General features: G+C 60.5%; 24 protein-coding genes. 6 read left to right on the forward strand and 18 right to left on the reverse strand.

From position 1 onward, the window contains the following. The 4 genes from B3605_RS05560 to B3605_RS05575 all read left to right on the forward strand — a co-directional run. Positions 1-1,342, forward strand: a 1,342-nt coding sequence (locus tag B3605_RS05560) for an NAD(P)(+) transhydrogenase (Re/Si-specific) subunit beta (RefSeq protein WP_296433177.1), incomplete at its 5' end; no start/stop codon positions are given. A gap of 174 nt (positions 1,343-1,516) precedes the next feature. Then, positions 1,517-1,810, forward strand: a complete 294-nt coding sequence (locus tag B3605_RS05565) for a BA14K family protein (RefSeq protein ID WP_296433180.1) — start codon at positions 1,517-1,519, stop codon at positions 1,808-1,810. 91 nt (positions 1,811-1,901) lie between these two features. Beyond that, a complete protein-coding gene (locus B3605_RS05570) occupies positions 1,902-3,296 on the forward strand; it encodes a sensor histidine kinase (protein ID WP_296433386.1) in 1,395 nt (464 codons plus the stop codon). Continuing rightward, complete coding sequence (locus tag B3605_RS05575) at positions 3,293-3,913, forward strand: response regulator (protein WP_112943462.1); 621 nt, start codon at positions 3,293-3,295, stop codon at positions 3,911-3,913. Before B3605_RS05570 ends, B3605_RS05575 begins: the two co-directional genes overlap by 4 nt. A gap of 12 nt (positions 3,914-3,925) precedes the next feature. Here the strand turns inward: B3605_RS05575 and B3605_RS05580 are convergent, their stop codons facing one another. The 14 genes from B3605_RS05580 to B3605_RS05645 form a co-directional block, all read right to left on the reverse strand. Next, positions 3,926-4,498 (reverse strand): hypothetical protein, encoded by a 573-nt coding sequence (locus B3605_RS05580; RefSeq protein WP_296433387.1) that lies wholly within the window; start codon positions 4,496-4,498, stop codon positions 3,926-3,928. A gap of 79 nt (positions 4,499-4,577) precedes the next feature. Continuing rightward, complete coding sequence (locus B3605_RS05585; RefSeq protein WP_112943461.1) at positions 4,578-4,865, reverse strand: hypothetical protein; 288 nt, start codon at positions 4,863-4,865, stop codon at positions 4,578-4,580. Beyond that, on the reverse strand, positions 4,862-5,287 hold the full coding sequence (locus B3605_RS05590; RefSeq protein ID WP_112943460.1) for a response regulator: 426 nt from the start codon (positions 5,285-5,287) through the stop codon (positions 4,862-4,864). The genes B3605_RS05585 and B3605_RS05590 overlap by 4 nt, the downstream gene beginning before the upstream one ends. A gap of 8 nt (positions 5,288-5,295) precedes the next feature. Next, positions 5,296-5,613, reverse strand: a complete 318-nt coding sequence (locus B3605_RS05595; RefSeq protein ID WP_112434214.1) for a hypothetical protein — start codon at positions 5,611-5,613, stop codon at positions 5,296-5,298. A gap of 80 nt (positions 5,614-5,693) precedes the next feature. Continuing rightward, positions 5,694-6,290 carry a BA14K family protein gene (locus B3605_RS05600; protein ID WP_112943458.1) on the reverse strand — a complete coding sequence of 199 codons (597 nt, stop codon included), beginning with the start codon at positions 6,288-6,290 and terminating at the stop codon, positions 5,694-5,696. A 111-nt stretch (positions 6,291-6,401) separates the two neighbouring features. Beyond that, positions 6,402-6,800: a DUF1236 domain-containing protein gene (locus B3605_RS05605; RefSeq protein WP_112943457.1), complete on the reverse strand. Its 399-nt coding sequence runs from the start codon at positions 6,798-6,800 to the stop codon at positions 6,402-6,404. Positions 6,801-6,961: 161 nt separating this feature from the next. After that, positions 6,962-7,687: a hypothetical protein gene (locus B3605_RS05610; RefSeq protein WP_113168291.1), complete on the reverse strand. Its 726-nt coding sequence runs from the start codon at positions 7,685-7,687 to the stop codon at positions 6,962-6,964. 255 nt (positions 7,688-7,942) lie between these two features. Beyond that, a complete protein-coding gene (locus B3605_RS05615; RefSeq protein ID WP_112943455.1) occupies positions 7,943-8,785 on the reverse strand; it encodes an HpcH/HpaI aldolase/citrate lyase family protein in 843 nt (280 codons plus the stop codon). Continuing rightward, entirely contained in the window at positions 8,782-9,234 is a 453-nt protein-coding gene (locus B3605_RS05620; protein ID WP_112943454.1) for a MaoC family dehydratase, read from the reverse strand. Before B3605_RS05620 ends, B3605_RS05615 begins: the two co-directional genes overlap by 4 nt. Continuing rightward, a complete protein-coding gene (locus tag B3605_RS05625) occupies positions 9,234-11,090 on the reverse strand; it encodes a biotin carboxylase N-terminal domain-containing protein (RefSeq protein ID WP_296433194.1) in 1,857 nt (618 codons plus the stop codon). Before B3605_RS05625 ends, B3605_RS05620 begins: the two co-directional genes overlap by 1 nt. 26 nt (positions 11,091-11,116) lie before the next feature. Next, positions 11,117-12,712, reverse strand: a complete 1,596-nt coding sequence (locus B3605_RS05630; RefSeq protein WP_112943452.1) for a carboxyl transferase domain-containing protein — start codon at positions 12,710-12,712, stop codon at positions 11,117-11,119. Next, entirely contained in the window at positions 12,712-13,875 is a 1,164-nt protein-coding gene (locus B3605_RS05635; RefSeq protein WP_113168289.1) for an isovaleryl-CoA dehydrogenase, read from the reverse strand. Before B3605_RS05635 ends, B3605_RS05630 begins: the two co-directional genes overlap by 1 nt. A gap of 105 nt (positions 13,876-13,980) precedes the next feature. Beyond that, complete coding sequence (locus B3605_RS05640; RefSeq protein WP_113168364.1) at positions 13,981-14,658, reverse strand: gamma-glutamylcyclotransferase; 678 nt, start codon at positions 14,656-14,658, stop codon at positions 13,981-13,983. Between the two features lie 78 nt (positions 14,659-14,736). Next, positions 14,737-15,573: an alpha/beta fold hydrolase gene (locus tag B3605_RS05645; protein ID WP_289727825.1), complete on the reverse strand. Its 837-nt coding sequence runs from the start codon at positions 15,571-15,573 to the stop codon at positions 14,737-14,739. Between B3605_RS05645 and B3605_RS05650 the strand changes: the two genes are divergently transcribed. Next, entirely contained in the window at positions 15,554-15,868 is a 315-nt protein-coding gene (locus B3605_RS05650) for a hypothetical protein (RefSeq protein ID WP_289727824.1), read from the forward strand. The genes B3605_RS05645 and B3605_RS05650 overlap by 20 nt on opposite strands. On the opposite strand, the gene B3605_RS05655 is transcribed toward B3605_RS05650, so the two are convergent. Together B3605_RS05655 and B3605_RS05660 are read right to left on the reverse strand one after the other, a co-directional pair. Then, positions 15,848-16,225, reverse strand: coding sequence for a nuclear transport factor 2 family protein (locus B3605_RS05655; protein WP_113168287.1), 378 nt, complete (start codon positions 16,223-16,225; stop codon positions 15,848-15,850). The two genes, B3605_RS05650 and B3605_RS05655, sit on opposite strands and share 21 nt — an antisense overlap. Positions 16,226-16,249: 24 nt before the next feature. Next, complete coding sequence (locus tag B3605_RS05660; protein ID WP_112943448.1) at positions 16,250-17,002, reverse strand: SDR family NAD(P)-dependent oxidoreductase; 753 nt, start codon at positions 17,000-17,002, stop codon at positions 16,250-16,252. Positions 17,003-17,128: 126 nt separating this feature from the next. On the opposite strand from B3605_RS05660, the gene B3605_RS05665 reads away from it, so the two are divergent. Continuing rightward, positions 17,129-18,031 carry a LysR family transcriptional regulator gene (locus B3605_RS05665; protein WP_296433388.1) on the forward strand — a complete coding sequence of 301 codons (903 nt, stop codon included), beginning with the start codon at positions 17,129-17,131 and terminating at the stop codon, positions 18,029-18,031. 18 nt (positions 18,032-18,049) lie between these two features. Here B3605_RS05665 and B3605_RS05670 read toward each other — a convergent pair whose 3' ends face one another. Both B3605_RS05670 and repC read right to left on the reverse strand, forming a co-directional pair. Further along, the gene (locus B3605_RS05670; RefSeq protein WP_289727823.1) at positions 18,050-19,183 is read right to left on the reverse strand and encodes an RHE_PE00001 family protein; all 1,134 of its coding nucleotides are present in this window, start codon (positions 19,181-19,183) and stop codon (positions 18,050-18,052) included. Positions 19,184-20,351: 1,168 nt separating this feature from the next. After that, complete coding sequence (gene repC / locus B3605_RS05675) at positions 20,352-21,563, reverse strand: plasmid replication protein RepC (RefSeq protein ID WP_113168285.1); 1,212 nt, start codon at positions 21,561-21,563, stop codon at positions 20,352-20,354. Positions 21,564-21,740 lie beyond the last annotated feature (177 nt).

The following is a 21,740-nucleotide window of genomic DNA, read 5'->3' on the forward strand; positions in this document are numbered from 1 at the left end:
GCGCGCCGCCTGGTACGGCATCGTCGGCATGGCGCTTGCCATTGTCGCGACCATCTTCGGCCCCGGTGTGAGCAACTGGTTCATCATTCTTCCGATGATCCTGGCCGGCTCCATCGCCGGCTACTACGTGGCCAACCGCGTGCAGATGACCGAGATGCCGCAGCTCGTGGCGGCACTTCACTCCTTCGTCGGCCTCGCCGCCGTCTTCATCGGCTACAACGCCCACATCGAAGCATGGCGCGTTGCCGGCATGGATGAGGCGGCACGCGCTGCACTCGATGGCTTTGCCGGTATTCTCGCGCACAAGACCCCGGTCGAGCTCGCGATCATGAAGGTTGAGGTCTTCCTCGGCGTCTTCATCGGTGCGATCACCTTCACCGGCTCGGTCGTCGCCTTCGGCAAGCTGGCCGGCAAGGTCGACGGCAAGGCGAAGAAGCTGCCGGGCGGGCATTTTCTCAATGCCGCCGCCGCGATCCTGTCGCTGATCCTACTCCTGATGTACGCCAACGATGCTGGCGTCTGGACGCTGATCCTGATGACGCTGCTCGCCTTCTTCATCGGCTACCATCTGATCATGGGCATCGGCGGCGCCGACATGCCGGTCGTGGTTTCGATGCTGAACAGCTATTCCGGCTGGGCGGCCGCCGCCATCGGCTTCACGCTCGGCAACGATCTCCTGATCGTCACCGGCGCGCTGGTCGGCTCCTCGGGCGCGATCTTATCCTACATCATGTGCAAGGCGATGAACCGATCCTTCGTCTCCGTCATCCTCGGCGGTTTCGGCGGCACCACGGGTCCCGCGATGGAAATCGAGGGCGAGCAGATCGCCGTCGATGCCGAGGGCGTCGCATCCGCGCTCAACGATGCCGACAGCGTCGTCATCGTGCCCGGCTACGGCATGGCGGTCGCGCAGGCGCAGCAGGCCGTCTCCGAACTCACCCGCAAGCTGCGCGCCGCCGGCAAGACCGTGCGTTTCGCGATCCATCCCGTCGCCGGCCGTCTGCCCGGTCACATGAACGTGCTGCTTGCCGAAGCCAAGGTGCCTTACGACATCGTGCTTGAAATGGACGAGATCAACGACGACTTCCCCGAGACCGACGTCGTCATCGTCATCGGCTCCAACGACATCGTCAATCCGGCCGCTCAGGAAGATCCGAACTCGCCGATCGCGGGCATGCCGGTTCTCGAAGTCTGGAAGGCCAAGCAGGTCTTCGTCTCCAAGCGTGGACAGGGCACCGGTTATTCCGGCATCGAAAACCCGCTCTTCTACAAGGAGAACACACGCATGTTCTACGGCGATGCGAAGAAGTCGGTGACAGAGCTCGTCTCCCAAATCCAATAGTCTATCGAAGAAGCCAGCGGGCGGCTTACTCGTCCGCTGGCAGAATAGCAGCAAGACCACAGACAATGTTACCCTGGTAACCCGTACGTGTTTCCCGGTTAGACAGGCCGCACGGAACAAAAGTTAACGCCTATCGTTGTTACCCCGAGATATATTCCGGAGGCGGCGATGGCCATGACCTTTAAAATAGCACCTCTTGTTGCGACCGCTGTGTTGGTCGCGTCGTCCATTGGAACGGCCTACGCCTTCAGCATGGCCGGTGCCGCCGATGGAATGCAGGCTCGCTCGCAAGGCGCCGTTGCTGCGTATACCCAAGAAGGTGCCGTCGGGGATGGAGACAATTCCGTCCTGTCACCCGCCGAAATCAGCCATATCCGCTGGTGCGCCGAGCGCTATCTCTCCTATCACGCGACCGACAACACCTACGAGAGCTCGGCCGGCAAGCGCTCGGCCTGTGTTTCCCCTTGAGGGCATATCCATATGCGCATGGCATAGTGAGCGCCGAGAAAAACTCTTAATGCGCGATAGGTATCGGGGGTCACATTACAACTGGTTGATCATGAACTGGATTTCCCGCTGGACGGCCCGCTCTCTCGCCCTGCGATTTGTCGTGGTTGGTGGACTTGTCAGTTTGGCGGCGATGTTCATCGTCGGCTATCTGGTGTCGAAGGTCATCGAAGATGCCGTGATTCATAATTCCGGCGCCGCGACCGCCCTTTATGTCGACAGTGTCGTTGCTCCGCTCCTTCCCGACATGCAGAGGGCTGCACTGCTCGACGAAGCGAGCGCGCTGGCGCTCGATGAGACGCTTGGGCAAGGAGCGCTTGGAAAGCGATTGGTGTCGTTCAAGCTGTGGCGCGCGGACGGGACAATTCTCTACTCCAACGACAAGGCGCTTGTCGGAAAGCAGTTTGCCGTCAACGACAAGCTTCGCCAGGCATTCGCCGGAACGCTGGTTGCGCGCTATGAGATCGCCGACGACCCCGAAAGCACCACCGAACGTTCCCTCGGCAAGCCATTGATGGAGATTTACAACCCCGTGCTCCAGCCCTGGTCGGGCCAAGCTGTTGCGGTTCTCGAATTTTACGAGACGGCCGAAGGGCTGGGTGAAAGCCTGACGCGGGCGAGATTGTGGAGCTGGTTTGGCGTCGCAGGTCTCACATCCGTATTCTTCGCCGTCCTGTCAGGCCTGGTTTTTCGCGGGAGCCGAACGATCGAGGACCAACAAAGGGATCTCGCCAAACGCGTTGCGGAACTCTCCGCATTGCTTGCCGAGAACAAGGGGCTGCAGGGTAGGCTACAGCGCGCATCCCAACGCGCCGCATCGCTGAACGAGACATATCTGCGCAGCATAGGCGCCGATCTCCACGACGGGCCTGCACAACACATCGCCTATGCCTCGCTGCGGCTGGATAGCGAATTGCTGATCAGCGCGGAAACGCTGCCCGACGAGCGTGAGAAGGAGCTCACCTGGATCCGCTCCAGCCTCGCCGAGGCGATGACCGAGATCCGGGATATCTGCAAGGGACTGGTGCTTCCGGAGATCGAAAAGGCTTCGTTTGCCGGAATCGTCAACCGCGTCACCGAGGCCCACCAAATGAGAACCGACACGACCGTCAACACGGTGATCGAGCAGGACGGCTCAGAGCCGGTAGCGGCGGTCAAGATCTGTATCTACCGGTTTATTCAGGAAGCCTTGAACAACGCCCATCGCCACGCCGGCGGCATTCAGCAGGCCGTTTGGGCCACCCTTCATCGCGGGCATGTCACGATTGAGGTCAGTGATCGAGGCGAGGGCTTCGATCCGACCCATGTCAGGCCATCGAGCCTCGGGCTTGTCGGGCTCCGCGAGCGGGTCGATAGTCTTGGCGGAACGTTTGAAGTGAAGACCGGGGACAAGGGCACGATCCTGACCATGACCTTCGAACCGATGGAAACGGGAGAGCAGAGATGACGTCCATTACTGTTGGGATCGTGGATGACCATCCGCTATTTCGCGAAGGTGTGACGCGAAGCCTTTCCGAAATCAAGGACTTCCTGGTGGTGGGAGAAGGCGCAACCAGCGACGACGCGGCGATGATCGCAGCCGACAAACATCCCGATGTCATGCTGGTCGATGTGTCCATGCCGGGCGGCGGCTTGAGCGCGATAGGCGAGATATTGCAACACAGCCCATCGACGAAGGTGTTGATGCTGACCGCGTCGGAGGAGATCGACACGCTGCTGGGCGCGCTTCAGAGGGGCGCGATGGGATATGTTCTAAAGGGCGTCGGCTCCAGGGGGCTCGCAGAGGCGATCAGGACGATCCTAAAGGGAGCCCGCTATGTGTCACCAGCCATGTCCGCGAAGGTGGTGGATGTCTCGCTGGACAAGGAACCATCCAAGAACAGCCTGACGCCGCGCGAACGCGAGGTGATGGACCTTGTGGGCGAAGGCCTCTCCAACAAGCATATCGGCCTGCGGCTTGATCTGCAGGAAAAGACCGTCAAGCACCACATGACGCAAATCCTGACGAAATTAGGCGTTTCCAATCGAACCGAGGCAGCTCTGCGCTGGCGCGGGAAGGGTTAGGGTCTACACGCTCTAGCGAACGAACCGGTTCAGCCGCCGAACATCGTTGGCTGTCGCCTGCCTGTCAACGATGGTGCGGCCTTTCGAATCGCGCATGATGTAGCGACCGCGCCGCAGCGTTTCGGTTATGCCATTGCCGTGGCGGACATCGACACTGCCGTCTGAACGTTCCGTGGCCTTAACGCCTGAGGCTGATGATGCGGAGGGAGACGACGGCGAAGAACTGCCTGCCCTGGCAGAGTTGCCGCTTGCGCCTGCACCTCCGTTGCCATTGCCGCTTGCGCCTGCACCTCCGTTGCCATTGCCGTTTCCGTTGCCACCCGCGTTACCGGAGCTGTTTCCGGCGCTGCCCGCGCCATTTCCGTTGCTTGAGCCGTTGCCGTTCCCATTACTGGAACCGTGTCCATTGTTGCCCCCATTGCCGTTTCCGCCGCCGTTGCCGTTATTGCCATCCTTCGCATGCGCGGCATTCGTCGTCGGCGCTTGAAACGGCCCGAAGCTCAGCGTCAGTGGCATCACCGAGATAACAAGGGCGACAGTCGCCCCGCATCCCAATTTCAACAGGCAGCGCCTTGAAAGCATGATTGCGCCCCTTCCGGCCTTGTGCCCTTGTCTACGCAGATGACGGCGCATGGATCTGCGCGGCACCGATCTTTCGCGTCGTTTATTCGACCTCCGGCTGATCGGTCCGCTGCTTGTGGCGAAATTCAAACACCTGCCGCATCTGCGCCAGCCGGAGTTCAAGTGCGGTTCTATCCATCGATGGGGCAAGCTTGGCGAGCTCATCGGCCAGGATGTCCATCTCCCGGAGGAAGAACAGCAGGTCGAAGCCACGTTCGAGTTCGGCGGATGCGTCGTTGGTATCAGGCGAACTGGTCCGCAACGACGTCCGGTCCGCCAACATGATCTCGGCGACCAAACCGCCAGCGTGCCTGGCTCGAATGTTTGTCACGATATGCTCCTGTCAGTGCTGTTGCGGTTTGGCGTGACATTTCCCGCGCCGTCTTGTGCATTCTGTTGCCGCGCGCGGCGGCTGTGCCACGCTGCGGCCTGGCGCAAGCCATCGACAACGCTCGGTACACTCGGTGGTTTGACGACGACGTGCACCCCGTCCCGGTCTCCAACAAGATCAGGATTGCCGGTCAGGTAGACGATGCCGACGTTGAAATGCTCGACCAGATGCCTTGCGATTTCCGGCCCTGTCAGCCCATCGGCGAGGCGCACGTCCAGAATGGCGATATCGGCCTCGGGAGCCAACTCCATCGCTTCGGCGGTGTTTCGGGCGATACCCGCGATTTCGAAACCTTCGGCCATCGCGATGTCTTCCACCATCAGCGCAAAAGCCGGCTCGTCCTCGACAATCAGAACACGCATGATCGCTCCTAATGTATCGTCGGTGACAAATGGCGAAGGTCGGGGTCCGGCGCGTCAAAAATTCCGAGCAGTTTCTCGAACTCAATCAGCACCAGCTGAAATTCCACATCATCCATGGCAGCGATCTGGATAAGCTCCGAAGACGCCCGCGCGATCAGCGTGTCTAGCCAGACGCATTTGTCCGCTCGGATACGGCCCAGCACGTCCTTCCTGATATCTCGCAACTCAGACAGAATGCGAGACACCAGTTCAATGCGCTCATCGTGACCCATCCACTGCAGGCCGTTTCGGGCTTGCCGAATCTCGGCTGTCATTCTCGACGGCATAACCCGCCCTCCTGTCGTATCGATGAAGCTAACCACGACGAACCAGCCGACAACACGGGCTTTGGTCCCAGATGGCTCGACTATTCGTTTGCGGCGACCGTCTGGGCTTCAGCCGGCGGCGTGCACTTGATACGGGGGCCATCGTAGGGCTGATAGGTATTGTCGTCCGCGCGATAGGATTTGTAGCGATTGGCACACCACATCGCAGCGTTTGCCAATGGGTCGGCGGCAGTTGATGACGTGGACGTCATGGCGGCACCGCTCGTTTCCGATGGGGGCTGGCAGACGCGAACTTGGCCCTGGAATGAGCGATAGGAGTTCGTCGCCGGGTCAAACGACCGGTAGTGCGACGCGCACCAATTTAGATGTTCGGCCGAAATTTCAATTGCTGGCGGCGGGATATCGGCGACCACAGGTGCGGCCGCGGCCGGTCGCTTTGCGGCGACCCTCCGGCTGTCAGCCATCGCATATGTCGAAAGTGCGGGAGGCAACCGCTCATAGGTTTGAAGCGCGGGATCGACACGCGTGGGCTCTGCCGTCCAGAGATCGGCGTCCCTCAGACCGCGCAAGCCGTGCTCCGTGTTCTCCGCCATGCCGATCGAGGCCACGGATGCGGCGAGCGTAACCGTGCCCACGACCGTGGCTATTCCAAACGCAACGCTTGCGAGCCCGTTCATTGTCGTCATCCGTTGTTATTGTGTGGGGACATTCGTCTGCCGTCATATCGTCGGCGCCGGATCGATGGGTCAGGCGGCACGGCATGCGCCAAGCCGCCCAACCGAGCGCGATCAATTGATGACCTGGATCACCTTGCGGGACGAAGGTTCGATGATGACCCGCTCGTTGTTGACGATCGCGTAGCCGTATTCCGGGTTTTCGGGAATCGGCGTGACGACGACTGTTTCCGGCAAGGCATGGCCGACGACGACCTTTTCCTGCACGACAACAGGCGCTGCCGGAGCCGGCGCTTCGCGAACGTAGGTGACGACCTTTGCCGGCGGCGGATCGATGATGGTACCGACCACGGCGCCCGTGACGCCGCCAACAGCCGCACCAACGGGACCACCGACGATGGCACCGGTAACCGCTCCGCCAGCCGCGCCATTAACGGTACCCGACTGTGCCATGGCGACGCCGGACATGAGGGTGATGGCTGCGATTGCAGTCGCTGCAAGTTTGAAAGACATTTTCATCTCCTCTTCTTTGCGACGCTCTGTCGCTGGGAGACAAACGGCTGTAATTGCTGCAGGTTCCGGGGTCGGACCTCAGTCGGAGACACGTCAGACCTTGGTCTGATACGGCTTGAACCTGTAGTGCCGAGAACCTGAAATGCAATCCGTCGGCGCCACTAAAGACCGTTGCTGAGCACCCGCTGGCATGCGGGCGCCAGGCGCGCGAAGTTATCGCGCAGACAATTGATGCCGCGACCGCCACCAAGCGGCACGGAGTGACAGAGCGCCCGGAAATCTGGACCGCAGCTGCGGCGCACGACGACCAGCTCTTCTCGCGGCGTGAAAGACGCCATCGGCGTAGCAACCGCCGCCCCACCGCCGGCAGGCGGCTTGGCAGGATTAGTCACGTGGGCTGCCCCGTCTCCACCAAGCGCGCCGACCGCGGCCTGGCATGATGGCGAGAGCGTTGCGCTGTGTTGCTGCAGACAGGCAAGTGCCTGCGTTCCCCCAGGTGTTACGCCCGAGCACTGCGTCATGAAGTCAGATCGGCAGGACGATTTGACGGCATCGCGCTGCGCGGCGGTCGGCTGTTTCTGTGCAGCGGCTGCCGTCGTTGTCGGCGGTGTCACATCCGATTGCGGCGGGGCCTCGTTCGAACTCTTCTTCGGTCCTTCAAGGTTCGAGATCGCTTCGCGACACGGCTTTGACAGCGAAGCATTGTGCTGCTGAAGGCAGGTCAGGGCTTCCATGCCCCCCGGCGTCACACCGGAGCATTGCGCGATGAAATCCGACCGGCAGGCGGATCGAACTGCATTGCGCTGCGCATCGGTCGGCTGCTGCGCCTGCACGCCGGCAGCGAGGCATAGCACCGAAAGGAACCCGACAACCGAGATGTTCGTCATTGACGGGATCAAGCTCACATCTAAACGGGTTGTGAAAAAGGCCTGCAACCTTTGCATTGCTCCCTCCCTCTCAGTAACAAATCTGTTGTGCCGCTGAAGCATCAGGCGGACCCAACCCCGAACACCGTCACGCCGATTTCTTATATTAGCAGTATTTAATGTTGATGAGAATACAGCTTCTGGTTCTCCTACGCGCCGCGCAAGTAAGCTAACGCAGAAAACCCGCCGCTCGAAGCTCGAGACCGTGAAACAGCGTCATGTAAAGTGTGCGTCCGCGAGCCCCAATATGCGGCGGGCATGCCGCAGATGGGGGGCGTCGATCATCTGGCCGTCAAGTTGAAGCACACCTTTTTCCGGGTTCGCTTCGAATGCAGCGACGATGGCCTGAGCTCTCTCGATTTCCGCTTCCGTTGGCGAGAAGGCCTCGTTGATGACGGACACCTGTGATGGATGAATTGCCATCATTCCCGTAAAGCCATCGCTGCGCGCCCGGCTTGCATAGCGTCGCAAGCCCTCAAGGTCACCGAATGCCGGGTAGACCGTCTCGATAACAGCGGCACCGGCAGCGTGACCGGCAAACAATGTCAGCGAACGCACCATTTCATAAGGATGGGTATAGCTGCCATCCTCATTCCGCGAACTTGCCGCGCCGATTGCCGCCGGAAGGTCCTCTGCCCCCCAGGTCAATCCCAGCATCAGGTGGCGAACGGCCGCATAGCTTCCGAGTTGAAAGATTGCGGCAGGCGTTTCCGTCGCGATCGGCATGATCGGCACACCAGGGGCTAGCGCCGCCAAGGCCTCGACACTTGCACCGCCCTCGGCCTTCGGCAAGACAAGTGCGTCAGGCCGGGCATCTAGAATGATCGCGAGATCCTGTTCCAGGAGGCCACCCTCAAGCGCGTTGACCCGCACGAACAGTTTGGCCCGCCGTTCGGCCGATCGCAGGAAATTAGCGACAGCCTCTCTCGCTGCTGGCTTCTCGGCAAGCGCAACGGCATCTTCCAGATCGAGAATCAGGGCATCAGCGGAAAGCCCGAGCGCCTTCTGCATCCGATCTGGACGATCTCCTGGCACAAAGAGCAGTGAGCGCAGCCTCATGCCGACCTCCTTTGTACCATCGCACTACGCAGGCACCGGCAAACCACTTCGCTGCGCTGATTGATCAATTCGTGCTGGAAGGTGACGATGCCGGCCGTCGGCCTCGATCGGCTCTCCCTTAGATCGGCGATCTCGGTTTCTGCACGCATGGTATCGCCGATAAAGACCGGTTTCGGCATGACCAGCTTGTCGTAGCCCAAATTCGCGACCAGCGTCCCCATAGTCGTATCGCCGACCGAGAGCCCGACCATCAGCGCGAAAGTGAAGGTGCCGTTGACGAGTATCTGGCCGAATTCGCTTGCCTTTGCCGCTTCCGCATCGATGTGCAGCGGCTGCGGATTGTGGGTCATGGCGGAGAAGAGGAGGTTGTCTGTTTCGGTGACCGTGCGACGGATTTCGTGCACAACCCTGTCGCCGATGGTCCAGTCCTCGAAATGACGGCCAGCCATCATGGGTCTCCTTCCAGCTGCATGAGGACACTGCCTTCGACGACCTGTGCCTCGGCAAGGACCTTCATCTCCGAAACGACGCCATCAAACGGCGCGCTCAGCGTCTGCTCCATCTTCATCGCCTCGATGACGACAAGGGGTTGCCCTCTGGTCACCCGATCTCCCTTGGCGACCATGAGCGCGATCACCCTGCCCGGCATCGGCGCGATAATCGCGCCGTCGGAATGGCCGGCGCTTCCGCCGGTATGGCCTGCGCGTAGCGGCCCATAAGCCCAGGCTTCGCCATCCACAAAGACTACGCCGGCATCGGTCACGGCCGGATCGCCGCCATCGCGCAGTTCCACGCGATAGGCTGCACCGCCGATCTCGACACCGACCTCCCGCGACGGCGGTGCGTTCATCCGGAACCCGCTTGCCGCAGTCCATATGTCGCCGCCCGGTTTCGGCAGGATCGCCCGCGCGGCTGCTTGCAACACGCGCTCGCTGGGCTCGGCCGGCGGGATGAGATCGGTCGCGTGCCTTTCGATGAAGCCGGTGTCGACCGTGCCGGCGCGAAAATCGGGGTGATTGAGCGTGCGTGCAAGGAAGGCGGCGTTGGTGCGCACGGGCCAGACCTCGACGTCAGCTGCCGCACCGGCCAATCGCCGCGCCGCGTCTTGGCGCGTTGCAGCTTGGCTGATCAGCTTGGCGATCATCGGATCGTAATAGGCGCTGATCTCGTTGCCCTCTTCGACACCGCTATCGACCCTGATGCCATCGGGAAACCTCAGATGGCTCAGCCGCCCGACCGACGGCAGAAAGCCGGTCGATGGGTTTTCGGCGTAGAGCCGCGCCTCCATCGCCCATCCGTTGATCGATAACTGCTCCTGGCGCAGAGGCAGCGGCTCGCCGGATGCGGCCAGTATTTGCCATTCCACCAAATCCTGGCCGGTGATGGCCTCGGTCACAGGATGTTCGACCTGAAGCCGGGTATTCATCTCCATGAACCAGATGCGATCGGCGCGAAGCCCATCAGACGCATCCGCGATGAATTCGATCGTCCCCGCCCCGACATAATCGACCGCTCGGGCCGCCTGAACCGCGGCCTGGCAGACAGCCTCGCGCGTCGATGCATCCATGCCCGGCGCCGGCGCTTCCTCGATGACCTTTTGGTGACGCCGTTGAAGCGAGCAATCCCGCTCGAACAGGTGGACGACGTTTCCGTGTGTGTCGCCGAAGACCTGGACCTCGATGTGTCGTGGCGAGTGGATGTATTTCTCCAGCAGCACCCGGTCATCGCCGAAGGCCGCTACGGCTTCGCGCCGGCAGCTGGCAAGCGCCGCCGGAAATTCCGCGGCGCTATCAACGCGACGCATCCCCTTGCCGCCGCCGCCGGCGACGGCCTTGATGAGAACAGGATAACCGATCGCATCCGCTTCCCGCTGCAACCGCTCGTCCGCCTGGTCCTCTCCGAGATAGCCTGGCGTGACCGGGACGCCCGCCGCGATCATCCGTTTCTTGGCCGCATCCTTGAGGCCCATGGCCCGTATCGAAGCCGCAGGCGCCCCGACCCAGATCAAGCCGGAGGCCGTGACCCGTTCTGCGAATTCGGCATTTTCCGACAGAAAGCCGTAGCCCGGATGGATCGCCTTCGCGCCGGTCCGCATCGCGGCCTCGATAATCCTGTCGACGTTGAGATAGCTGTCCTTGGCCGATGCCGGCCCGATGCACACCGCCTCATCCGCCTCGCGAACGAAGGGCATGTCGCCATCGATCTCGGAATGGACGGCGATGGTGCGGATCCCGAGCCGTTTCACCGTTCTAATGATCCTCCTCGCGATCTCGCCGCGATTGGCGATCAGCAGGCTGTCTATCACGGTCTCTCCTCTCCCTGCCCTTACGGCTACATGCGAAACAGCCCGAACTGGGCGCGCTCCGGTATCGACGCATTCAGCGTCGCCGCAAAGGCGAGGCCGAGCACATCGCGTGTCTGCGCGGGGTCGATGATGCCATCGTCCCATAGCCGCGCGGTTGCGTAGTAGGGGTTGCCCTCGTCCTCGTACTTCTGCCGGATGGGCGCCTTGAAGGCTTCGGCCTCTTCGACGCTCCAGCTCTCTGCATCACGATGCACGGTCGCCAGCACCGAGGCGGCTTGCTCGCCGCCCATGACGGAGATGCGCGCATTCGGCCATGTGAACAGAAAGCGCGGCTGATAGGCGCGGCCGCACATGCCGTAATTGCCGGCGCCGAAGCTGCCGCCGATCAAAACTGTTACCTTCGGCACCGATGCCGTCGCCACCGCCGTCACCAGTTTCGCGCCGTTCTTGGCGATCCCCTCGGCCTCATACTTCCCGCCGACCATGAAGCCCGAGATGTTCTGCAGGAAGAGCAGCGGGATGCGCCGCTGGCAGGCAAGCTCGATGAAATGGGCGCCCTTCAGCGCGCTCTCGGAGAAGAGCACGCCATTATTGGCGAGAATGGCAACGGGTATGCCCCAGATCCGCGCAAAGCCGCAGACCAGCGTGGTGCCGTAGAGTGCCTTGAATTCCTGCAGCTCCGAACCGTCGACGATACGGGCGATGACCTCGCGGACGTCATAGGGCGTGCGAACATCGCGCGGAACGATGCCGTATAGCTCCTGCGGATCGAGCTTCGGCGGCTGTGGCTCGGCCACCTCGATATCAACCCGCTTCTGCCGATTGAGCGTGGCGACGATGTCGCGAACGATCAGAAGCGCATGCTCGTCGTTCTCGGCGACATGGTCGACGACGCCGGATTTCCGGCCGTGCGTATCGGCGCCGCCGAGTTCCTCGGCGGATATGATCTCACCCGTCGCCGCTTTCACCAGCGGCGGGCCGGCGAGGAAGATCGTTCCCTGGTTGCGCACGATGACGGTTTCATCGGACATCGCGGGTACGTAAGCGCCACCCGCGGTGCAACTGCCCATGACGCAGGCGATCTGGGCGATGCCCGCCGCCGACATCTGCGCCTGATTGTAGAAGATGCGCCCGAAATGATCGCGATCCGGAAAGACTTCCGCCTGATGCGGCAGGTTGGCACCCCCAGAGTCCACGAGATAGATACAGGGCAGCCGGTTCTCCGAGGCTATTTCCTGCGCCCGCAGGTGCTTCTTCACCGTCATCGGAAAATAGGCGCCACCCTTCACGGTCGGGTCGTGCGCCACGATCATGCATTCGACGCCTGAGACACGGCCGATGCCGGCGATCATGCCCGCGCCGGGCGCCTCGTCGTCATACATGCCATTGGCGGCAAGCTGTCCGATCTCAAGAAACGGCGAGCCGGGGTCGAGAAGGCGCTGGACGCGGTCACGCGGAAGAAGCTTGCCACGTTCGACATGCCGCTCGCGATGTTTCGCAGAGCCGCCCAAAGCTGCCTGCGCCGCCTTGGATCGAAGTGCCTCCACCAGAGCCAGATTGTGCGCTTGATTGGCCGCGAACGCTTGCGAGCTGGGATCGACCATCGTCTGCAGCGCCGGCATCAGCCCCTCCCCTCAGCGCCTATGACTTCGCGACCGATCAGCATGCGGCGCACTTCGTTGGTGCCGGCGCCGATGTCGAGCAGCTTGGAATCCCGCCAGTAGCGCTCGACCGGCCAGTCTTTCGTATATCCCGCGCCGCCCAGCGCCTGGATCGCCTGCTCGGCCACTTTGACCGCACTCTCCGACGCGTAGAGAATGGCCCCGGCCGCATCATGCCGCGTCGTCTTGCCGGCATCGCAGGCTCTCGCCACCGCATAGACATAGGCGCGAGCCGAATTCAGCGCCACGACCATGTCCGCCACCTTTGCCTGGATCAGCTGGAAACTGCCGATCGGCGCACCGAACTGCTTGCGCTCTCTGACATAAGGTAGCACCACATCCAGGCAGGCCTGCATGATGCCGAGCTGGATGCCGGAAAGCACCACTCGCTCGTAGTCGAGCCCGGACATCAGCACTTTAACGCCGCCGTTCAGCTGGCCCATGATGTTTTCTTCCGGAACGAAGCAATCATCGATGACCAGTTCCGCCGTCGGCGAGCCCCGCATGCCGACCTTGTTGATCTTCTGACCGATCGAGAAGCCCGGAAAGCCCTTCTCAACCAGAAAGGCGGTAATGCCTTTCGAGCCGCCATCTGGCACGGTCTTGGCATAGACGACCAGCGTCTCTGCGTAGGGCGCGTTGGTGATCCAGAATTTGGTGCCGTTCAGGCGATAACCGCCATCGACCCTATCGGCGCGCAGGCGCATCGAGACAACATCAGATCCCGCTCCGACTTCCGACATGGCAAGGCTGCCGACATGCGCGCCCGATATTAAAGAAGGAAGGTATCGCTGCTTCTGTTCGGCCGATCCCCAGCGCGAGATTTGGTTGATGCAGAGATTGGAGTGCGCGCCGTAGGACAGGCCGACCGATGCCGAGGCGCGGCTGATTTCCTCGCAGGCGATGACATGTTCGACATAACCCAGCCCAAGCCCGCCAGAGTCTTCGGGTACGGTCACGCCATGAAGGCCAAGCGCTCCCATCTCGGGCCAGATCTCGACCGGGAACCAGTCTTCTTCGTCTATCCTCGCGGCAAGCGGGGCAATACGATCTGTCGCAAACCGATGCGTCGTCTCACGGATCGCCTCCGCCATTTCGGATAACCCGAAATCCAACTCCAGCATGTCGCCAGTCCTCCCAGACTGCGATCATGCTACCGCGACGAATGCGATTAGTAAAATCGTATCAACGCTATGGTCTTCCGGCAGATCGCCGGGGAGCACGATGGGCTACGCCTTCTGGCGCGCCAAGATCTCGGTCGCGACCAGCGCCTGCAGGCGCCACAGGTTGCGGTCGCGGATGCCCTCGGCTTGAAGATCGACGATCGTATTGTGCAGATACTCGGCGCAGGAGCCGCCCTCACCGCACGCCGCCGCGATCAGCGAAGACGCTTCCGCTGCGGGCAATTGTTTTGTCAGTCCGGCCCGCTTGGTGCTGGCCCAGAATGTCAGCGCTTTTCTGACGCCGCTTTCGGTTCTCACCGGAAGCCACCGCACCATGTCGATCACTTCGCTATACTTGATCTCGCGCGCGACGAGAGCACGCAGATCCTGGCGGCGGCGATCGGCTGAAAGCTCGAAGACGATACCATCGCACTGGCCGCCGCGCTCAAGCGCCATCATCAGCCCTGGCTGGTCGCTGGTTGCGCGCCAGCGCTGGATTTTCAGTGAGAAAGACCTGTGCCAGCCGAATGCAGTCGCGCGCTCGCGGCTGGCTGGTTCGAACTCCGGGTTCCAGATCAGGGAGCCATAGGCAAAGACCAGAAGAGGCTCACCTGCCGCTTCACGTTCGATCCTGTCGACGAGATCGTCAAGCTCAGCTTCCGAAAGCGGCGTCCAGCCCGGCTCCGGTCCATCATCACGGACATCTCGGATGGTCAGGGCAACAAGTTCGGGCGTCAGCTGCATGGTGGTATCGATCTGTATCAGGTCAAGGAAATGGAGTAACTGGCCGCGGCAGATGTCTGCCACGGCCAGATCTTTTCGTTAGGACTGCACGAAAGCGAGCAGGTCGGCGTTCAGCACGTCGGCATTGACAGTCAGCATGCCGTGCGAGAAGCCCGGGTAGGTCTTCAGCGAGCCGCTCTTCAGAAGCTTGGCCGACTTCAGTGCGGAGTCCGCGATCGGCACGATCTGGTCGTCTTCGCCGTGCAGGACAAGCGTCGGAACGGTGATCGCCTTCAAGTCTTCCGTCTGGTCCGTTTCGGAGAAGGCCTTGATGCCGTCATAGTGTGCCTTGGCGCCGCCCATCATGCCCTGGCGCCACCAATTCTGGATCACGCCTTCCTGAACCTTCGCGCCATCACGGTTGAAACCGTAGAAGGGGCCGGCTGGGACATCGCGGAAGAACTGCGCGCGGTTGGCGGCGAGCGCTGCACGGAAGCCATCGAACACTTCGATCGGCAGGCCCTCGGGGTTGTTTTCGGTCTTCAGCATCAGCGGCGGAACCGCCGACACCAGAACGGCCTTGGCGACACGGCCGGCCGGCTGGCCGAACTTGGCAACGTAGCGGGCAACTTCGCCGCCACCGGTGGAATGGCCGATGTGCACGGCATTCTTCAGGTCCAGTGCTTCGACGACGGCAAAAGCGTCAGCGGCATAGTGGTCCATATCATGACCGTCGGCGACCTGGGCCGAACGGCCGTGGCCACGGCGGTCGTGGGCAACGACGCGATAGCCCTTCGAGAGGAAGAACAGCATCTGCGCATCCCAGTCATCCGACGACAGCGGCCAGCCGTGGTGGAAGACGATCGGCTGCGCGTCCTTCGAACCCCAATCCTTGTAGAAGATTTCGACGCCGTCCTTGGTGGTGATCGTAGACATTTCAGTATTTCCTTCTTTTGTAGAGCTTGTGGATGCAGCGTTTGCCGCAAAGGTAAAGGCGGGTGAAATTGCCATGGTCGCTGCGGCTGCACCAGCGGAGAGCAGTGCGCTGCGGCGCGTCATGGAAGAAAAATTCTCGGTCATGTCATATCCTGCAATTTTGTCGTTTCAAGCGTCAGACGACGCTGTTGCTCGGCTGATGGGGAGATATTGCCGCGAAACACTCGCGCCAACAATTGCATCAATAATTTCTAGTTTATTGCACTTTCCGCAATTATTGATGCGTCGTGTCTAGAGACCCATCGAAGAAGAGATAGATGGCTGCAATCTTGCCATCCCGCGCCACAATGAAATCGGTGCCGGCATAGGCCGGTGGCTGGCCCGGTGCACCGGCGGACCATCTGAGCCGGCCGGCCTGATCTTGAAGAACCTCTGCCGGTGCGATCGGCGTATATTTGAAATCCGGGTGCATGGCGCGGATCACGCCGGCGATGCGAACGATCTCCTCCCGGCCCCGATAGATGCCGTGCGGCTCTGTGAAGACGGCGTCCTCGTGGAGGATCTCCTCCGCGGCCTTCTGGCGGAGGACGGCATCGCCCTCCCCGAAGATCTCGTGCAGGTTCCGCTCCAACAGCGTTGCAATGTCTGCCATGACTTTTCTCCTTGAGACCGATCCTTAGATCTGAACCTGACCGCCATCGACAAACAATTCGACGCCGTTGACGAAAGAGGCTTGATCCGATGCCAGGAAGAGAACTGCCTTGGCAATTTCCTCCGGCTGTCCGATCCGACCGGCCGGGATCAGGCCGGCGAGATAGTTCTTCGTGTTTTCGGCGTTGTCGCCGTTACCGAAGAGCTCGTTCAAGCCAGCCGTCTCGGTAACGCCCGGGCTGACGGCATTGACGCGGATATGGCGATCCTTGAGATCGAGGATCCAGTTGCGTGCGAAATTGCGGACCGCCGCCTTTGTCGCCGAGTAGACGCTGAGTGCTGGCGTTCCCGAGATGCTCGTGGTCGACGAGGTCAGCACGATCGAAGCGCCATCGCGCAGCAGAGGCAGCGCCTTCTGAACCGTGAACAGCACGCCCTTCACGTTCGTGTCGAAGGTCTTCTCGTAGTGCTCCTCGGTGATGGCACCGAGCGGTGCGAATTCACCGCCGCCGGCATTGGCGAAGACCACGTCGATTTGCGAGTGCTTCTGCTGGACGGCATCATAAAGGCGGTCGATATCCACGAGCTTGGCCATGTCTCCCTGAACGCCTGTCACCCGGCCGCCGATTTCCTTGACGGCTGCATCGAGCGCATCCTTGCGGCGGCCGGTGATGAAGACCGAAGCGCCTTCGTTCGAGAAGGCCTTTGCGGTGGCCAGTCCGATGCCGCTGGTACCGCCGGTGACCACGACGACCTTGTTTTCGAATGTCTTGCTCATTGTCTTTGCCCTTCTCTGTGTTTGGCCCTGTGTTTCGCGGCCCGTTGCCGTTGAGAAGAACATGCCATCAGAACGCTGATGCAAATAGTCGGCAAAAATGCTACCCATCGTTCCATATGGAGAACGATGATGCAGTCTGACCTGAACGACCTCGTCTATTTTGCCGGAGTGGTGGCCCACGGTGGCTTTGCGGCAGCGGGACGAGCGTTGCGCGAGCCGAAGTCGAAGCTTAGTCGTCGCGTCGCGGGGCTGGAAGCTCGGCTTGGGGTTCGTCTGATCGAGCGCTCCAGCCGACGCTTCAGAGTGACCGATGTCGGCCAGGCCTTCTATGAACGCTGCAAGGCGATGGTCGCCGAAGCGGAACGGGCGGAAGCACTGGTCGCGGAAGCGCAGTCGGAACCGCACGGTCTTATTCGCATGAGCTGCCCAACCGGGCTGGTTGAACCTATCTCAGCTCTCGTGACCAAGTTCCTGGCCCAGTATCCGCGAGTGCGGCTTCAGCTCGTTGCCGTGGATCGCCCTGTCGATCTCATCGAAGAGCGGATCGATGTGGCGCTTCGTGTGCGCACCGCGCTGGAGGGTGACGCATCGCTGACGATGCGCTCGCTCGGGAATTCCATTCGCATCCTCGTCGCGACCCCCCAGCTTGCCAGCCGTATCGGCAGCATCAACGACCTAGCCAACCATCCGACGCTGTCGACAACAGACGATCAGAGTGAAGTGAACTGGCTTCTTGAAACTGACGACGGCCAAAGGCAAACGGTTCGACACGAACCGAGGATCGGCTGCGCCGACTTCGCCGCGGTAAGGACCGCAGCGCTCGCCGGGTTGGGGGTCGCGCTGTTGCCTGATCACACCTGCAAGCAGGCGCTGCAGGACGGAAAACTCGTGCGCGTCTTGCCGGCATGGCGGGGAATGCGGGGACTGGTACATATCGTCTTCACGACGCGCCGAGGACTGCCTCCGGCGGTACGCAACTTCATCAACGCTCTGGCCGCCAGCTTTCCGAAGGACGCACTTGCGGAATAGCCGGCCACGTGGTTACGGCTAGATGATACCCCACGCCTGAAATCTTCCCCGGCCCGTCATCTCGCGAAGGCCGAGTTCCGCGAGGATGCGCCGCGCGGCCTGGGGTGTGACACCCAAGATCTTGCTCACCATGCCCGATGAGACGATCGGCTTCGCGACGACGAGTTCAACAAGCTCGGGAAGTTTTGAGGACGATCGACGGCCAACGAGTTTCCGCTCCATCATCTGCCGCGCCAACGCCAGCCGATCGTGTTCCTTTAGTCCTGTTTCCGTAGCCGCGATCAGCCCCTGGGCACTGGCCAACAATCGCGTCTCCCGGTCCCGATGCCGTCGACGATCAACGGCTATGGATTTGAGGCCGAGATTGAAGGCCACGAGATGAGCCGCGGCGGTCACGCCCTCTTCTCGCAGGATCGACGCGGCCAGCAACCGGCCGAGCCACGGGGCATGTTGCAAGACGGCGAGCTCTGTCCAAGCATCCAACGCGATCAACGCTTGCAGCACCGGCGGCAGATTGTGGTTCTGCCGCAAGACGCCCCTCCATTCATCGAGCCGCTCGTCCTCATTCCAATCGAGATCATAGGCCAACGATTCGCGCTCGCGGGCGGATGAGCGTGCCGGACCTGTTACATTCGCCAACACCGCTTCGCTTCGTGCCAGCACGGCGTCGATCTCGGCGAGCTCCGCGTCGAACGCGTTGGAGAAGGCACCGTTGTCATTTCCCTTCGTTTCCAAGGGAGGCATCGGGTCGTTTTCGGCTTCGTGGCGATCCTGAGAATAGGCATTGCCCTTCATTGGACTAGCACCGCGCAAGCTGCGCATCCCTTCGGGACTTAACGCCCAGGCGGGCGATTGCGACGCAATCCTTCTGCGCGTACGCAATACGTCGCGCGCGATGGTCAGTTCGTGGCTCGGTGCGCGAATATCTTGTCCGGCGTCGTGGAGTACGAGATCCTCTAGATGAACAAGCTCACCATCGATCCATAGAGAGGCACAAGCGTCAGTGAAATGGGAGCGTTCGATCCAGCCTTGTCCAACCGGCGATCGCCCGATCCGTTCATCCAGCCGCGCCAAGCCAATGCCTGCTTCTGAAACCGGTCTGAGCAGGCTCTGGATGGATAATTTAGTGGAATCGTAACGCATTGAAATCATGGTAAATGATTTCCTTAAGGAACTCCATATCGGAGTTAGCGTTCCTCACTGCGTATGGGGACGAAGCAGCATTGCGAACTCATATAGTGGGCCGCTGCTACTAAAGAATCTTACACGATTCTCTCGATGTTTGCCGCGATTTTCCGCAGCCGAGCGGAGAAATCAACAGATGTAAACGCATGTGATCATCGTCGCACAAGCCCCAGGGATCTCGGCGAAATGACAGAGTTTCTACGACGAGAGTACCAATGGCGGATGTGGTCAGACGGCCTAAGCGCCGTGAACCAGACTACTGCGGGTCTTCGCTCGACGCTTGCCCGGGACACTTCGGACCGTACCTATCTGATCGAGCGTGCAAGTGAGCGGGCACCGCTCTTTCTACAGGAGGCTCGCCGAACACTTTGTCGGCGAGTCGGTATTGACGAACCCAAAGCCTACGTCTTGCTTGTCTGAACCATTTCGCCGAGCACAGCGCAATTGCGTCTGGCGTAATCGCGGGCACTCATCATGGCGTCTAGCAACTGAGTTCATCAGAACATGTCGGCGAGATTTCCCTTCCAGACGTCGAAACCAGGAAGCACCCAGCCAGCTTTCTTCGTCACTCAACGATATCGGGACGAGCCACGATACGAACCTCTAGCGCCCTCTCCGTCTTCTTATCGAGCAGAGCAGAGCCGAGTTCGACGCGATCGCGGCAATCGAACCTGCACTCGGTTTCAACTGAGTGCAGGTTCGATCTACTATCCCCTCCCCCGTTTTTGGCCTGGATGAAAGCCACTCCGAGGCTCGCTCCTTACAGATAATCTACGACGCGGTATCTGGCGCCCTGTTCTCACCTACTTGGCATCATCAACCGTGCGCTTAGTCTCAACTTTGCCGCTGAGCATCGACACAGCTAGAAACGGGCGCCTCTGTTTGTAGACCATCAAACTCCATTCCAAAACATTGACAGCTGTCAACATTCCTGACGCTCACTCGGTGTCCTAAGCCTGATAGCCCGGGCCCCGGACCAGTCCCCACCATACCTGCCTAGATCGGCTACTCTCAGAACAATTGCGATGAAGCATGCTGAACATCTGCCATCCATTAAACGAACCAGGCACTCGCCCTATCCAAGCTCACGCAAATCTCAAAACCTTGACAGCTGGCAATATTCCTTTCGCCCGTCTCACGACGCCTCCTTCTCCGTTCCGCCATTTGCCCGCAGGAGAGCCATCAAAACCGGGCCGAGCGAAAACTCTTGTCTTTGCGCCCTTGCCGTCAAATCCCTGAGGTAGCCGCCCGCCGAATTGATATGCCCAGCCCGCTGCAAGATGCAGGCCATCGTCGCGGCGGCGTTCTCTGGCCCCATGATCTCACAGGCGTTTCGATAAGCGCCAGGCGTCACGCCGAGCATTGACCGAACAAGTACCGCAGCCTCCATGAGCTCTCGCCACGTCGAAACCGCACCACCTGGTCCATAGCTCCTTATCTCCGGGCAGGCCCGCAGCACCATGCTCAGCGGAAAGGTTCTTGTTGGCTCATGCTGCCCCTCAGCGCGAACCACAACATTTGCATCTTGCTCTTCGCCGCGTGGTTCAATTTCAATAATGGATTCTGTATTTGAATTCTGTATGTGGCAGCCAAATCCGATGTCATCGGTGCCCATTTTTTCGGAATTCAACTTATTTTCCAAAAGATTAAGCACGGTTTGACGAAGGGCCTCTATACTTTCGAGGCTGTTCTGAAGATCATGAAGCGACGGCGTACGCGGAATGGCGCCGACGAGTTCCACGTAGCGCAATTCAATGGCCTCCCAATCGCCGGAAACGTCTTCGACGATGGCGGCCGAAATCAGCTTGCGCACATCGCGACGGCAGATCGACAAGGTCTCTTTCGTTCGCCGAAACAGCGCTCGCTCGGTCGCAATTCGGTCCGATAGCACGGCCAATTCCGATGAGCGGGCAAGCAAAGGCGACAAGTCAAAACCGTAGGCCTGCTCAATATCGCCCGCGCGATCCTTTCGAGCATAACGCTTTCCGTTCGCACTATCCCTGCGCAGGATCAGTCCCGCATCAACGAGCGCTGCAAGATGACGACGCAAAGTGGTGCCCGTAATGCCGTGAGCGCGGATTGAAAGCTGCGCATTGGACGGGAACACGATCATCGCGCGGTCCGAAGCCAACTCGCTCTCGGGATAGAATGTCAGAAGTGCATTCAAAACCGCGAGTGCTCTGTCCTGAATGCCAAGCAAATTCCTGGCCTCGGATGCATCGCGGAACACTTTCCACTTATCGACGGATGATCCCGATTCGATTTTTGCCGATGCGGCCTGACGTTTCATCAACGCAAGCGTCATTGGCCGCCGCCCAAAGGGCGTCGTTATATCTCCAACATGCATTTTTTCACCTTTCAAAAGGCAAAAGAAAGCTGTCCACCAAATTAGGTGCCAAAGTGTCTTGACTGTGATTCGGGGAAATGCGATTCTCTAGTTGCTACACAGAGAGAGAGGCTTCCACGACGGCAACGTTTGGGGGCCTTTTTCTTTTGCTAGTTGTCCTTTCCTGCATCAGCTGAC

Origin of the sequence: Rhizobium sp. UBA1881 (genome assembly GCF_002338015.1) — a bacterium.
Lineage (GTDB): Bacteria > Pseudomonadota > Alphaproteobacteria > Rhizobiales > Rhizobiaceae > Rhizobium.

Bases quoted from the DNA above. Each gene is read 5' to 3' on its own strand.
- B3605_RS05590 (WP_112943460.1), bottom strand. From the start codon at position 5,287: ATGCGTGTTCTGATTGTCGAGGACGAGCCGGCTTTTGCGCTGATGGTG.
- B3605_RS05605 (WP_112943457.1), bottom strand. From the start codon at position 6,800: ATGTCTTTCAAACTTGCAGCGACTGCAATCGCAGCCATCACCCTCATG.
- B3605_RS05620 (WP_112943454.1), bottom strand. From the start codon at position 9,234: ATGGCTGGCCGTCATTTCGAGGACTGGACCATCGGCGACAGGGTTGTG.
- B3605_RS05570 (WP_296433386.1), top strand. From the start codon at position 1,902: ATGAACTGGATTTCCCGCTGGACGGCCCGCTCTCTCGCCCTGCGATTT.
- B3605_RS05665 (WP_296433388.1), top strand. From the start codon at position 17,129: ATGATGCAGTCTGACCTGAACGACCTCGTCTATTTTGCCGGAGTGGTG.
- B3605_RS05595 (WP_112434214.1), bottom strand. From the start codon at position 5,613: ATGCCGTCGAGAATGACAGCCGAGATTCGGCAAGCCCGAAACGGCCTG.
- B3605_RS05615 (WP_112943455.1), bottom strand. From the start codon at position 8,785: ATGAGGCTGCGCTCACTGCTCTTTGTGCCAGGAGATCGTCCAGATCGG.
- B3605_RS05655 (WP_113168287.1), bottom strand. From the start codon at position 16,225: ATGGCAGACATTGCAACGCTGTTGGAGCGGAACCTGCACGAGATCTTC.
- B3605_RS05635 (WP_113168289.1), bottom strand. From the start codon at position 13,875: ATGCTGGAGTTGGATTTCGGGTTATCCGAAATGGCGGAGGCGATCCGT.
- B3605_RS05565 (WP_296433180.1), top strand. From the start codon at position 1,517: ATGACCTTTAAAATAGCACCTCTTGTTGCGACCGCTGTGTTGGTCGCG.
- repC (WP_113168285.1), bottom strand. From the start codon at position 21,563: ATGCATGTTGGAGATATAACGACGCCCTTTGGGCGGCGGCCAATGACG.
- B3605_RS05645 (WP_289727825.1), bottom strand. From the start codon at position 15,573: ATGTCTACGATCACCACCAAGGACGGCGTCGAAATCTTCTACAAGGAT.
- B3605_RS05630 (WP_112943452.1), bottom strand. From the start codon at position 12,712: ATGCCGGCGCTGCAGACGATGGTCGATCCCAGCTCGCAAGCGTTCGCG.
- B3605_RS05610 (WP_113168291.1), bottom strand. From the start codon at position 7,687: ATGACGAACATCTCGGTTGTCGGGTTCCTTTCGGTGCTATGCCTCGCT.
- B3605_RS05640 (WP_113168364.1), bottom strand. From the start codon at position 14,658: ATGCAGCTGACGCCCGAACTTGTTGCCCTGACCATCCGAGATGTCCGT.
- B3605_RS05600 (WP_112943458.1), bottom strand. From the start codon at position 6,290: ATGAACGGGCTCGCAAGCGTTGCGTTTGGAATAGCCACGGTCGTGGGC.
- B3605_RS05670 (WP_289727823.1), bottom strand. From the start codon at position 19,183: ATGATTTCAATGCGTTACGATTCCACTAAATTATCCATCCAGAGCCTG.
- B3605_RS05575 (WP_112943462.1), top strand. From the start codon at position 3,293: ATGACGTCCATTACTGTTGGGATCGTGGATGACCATCCGCTATTTCGC.
- B3605_RS05660 (WP_112943448.1), bottom strand. From the start codon at position 17,002: ATGAGCAAGACATTCGAAAACAAGGTCGTCGTGGTCACCGGCGGTACC.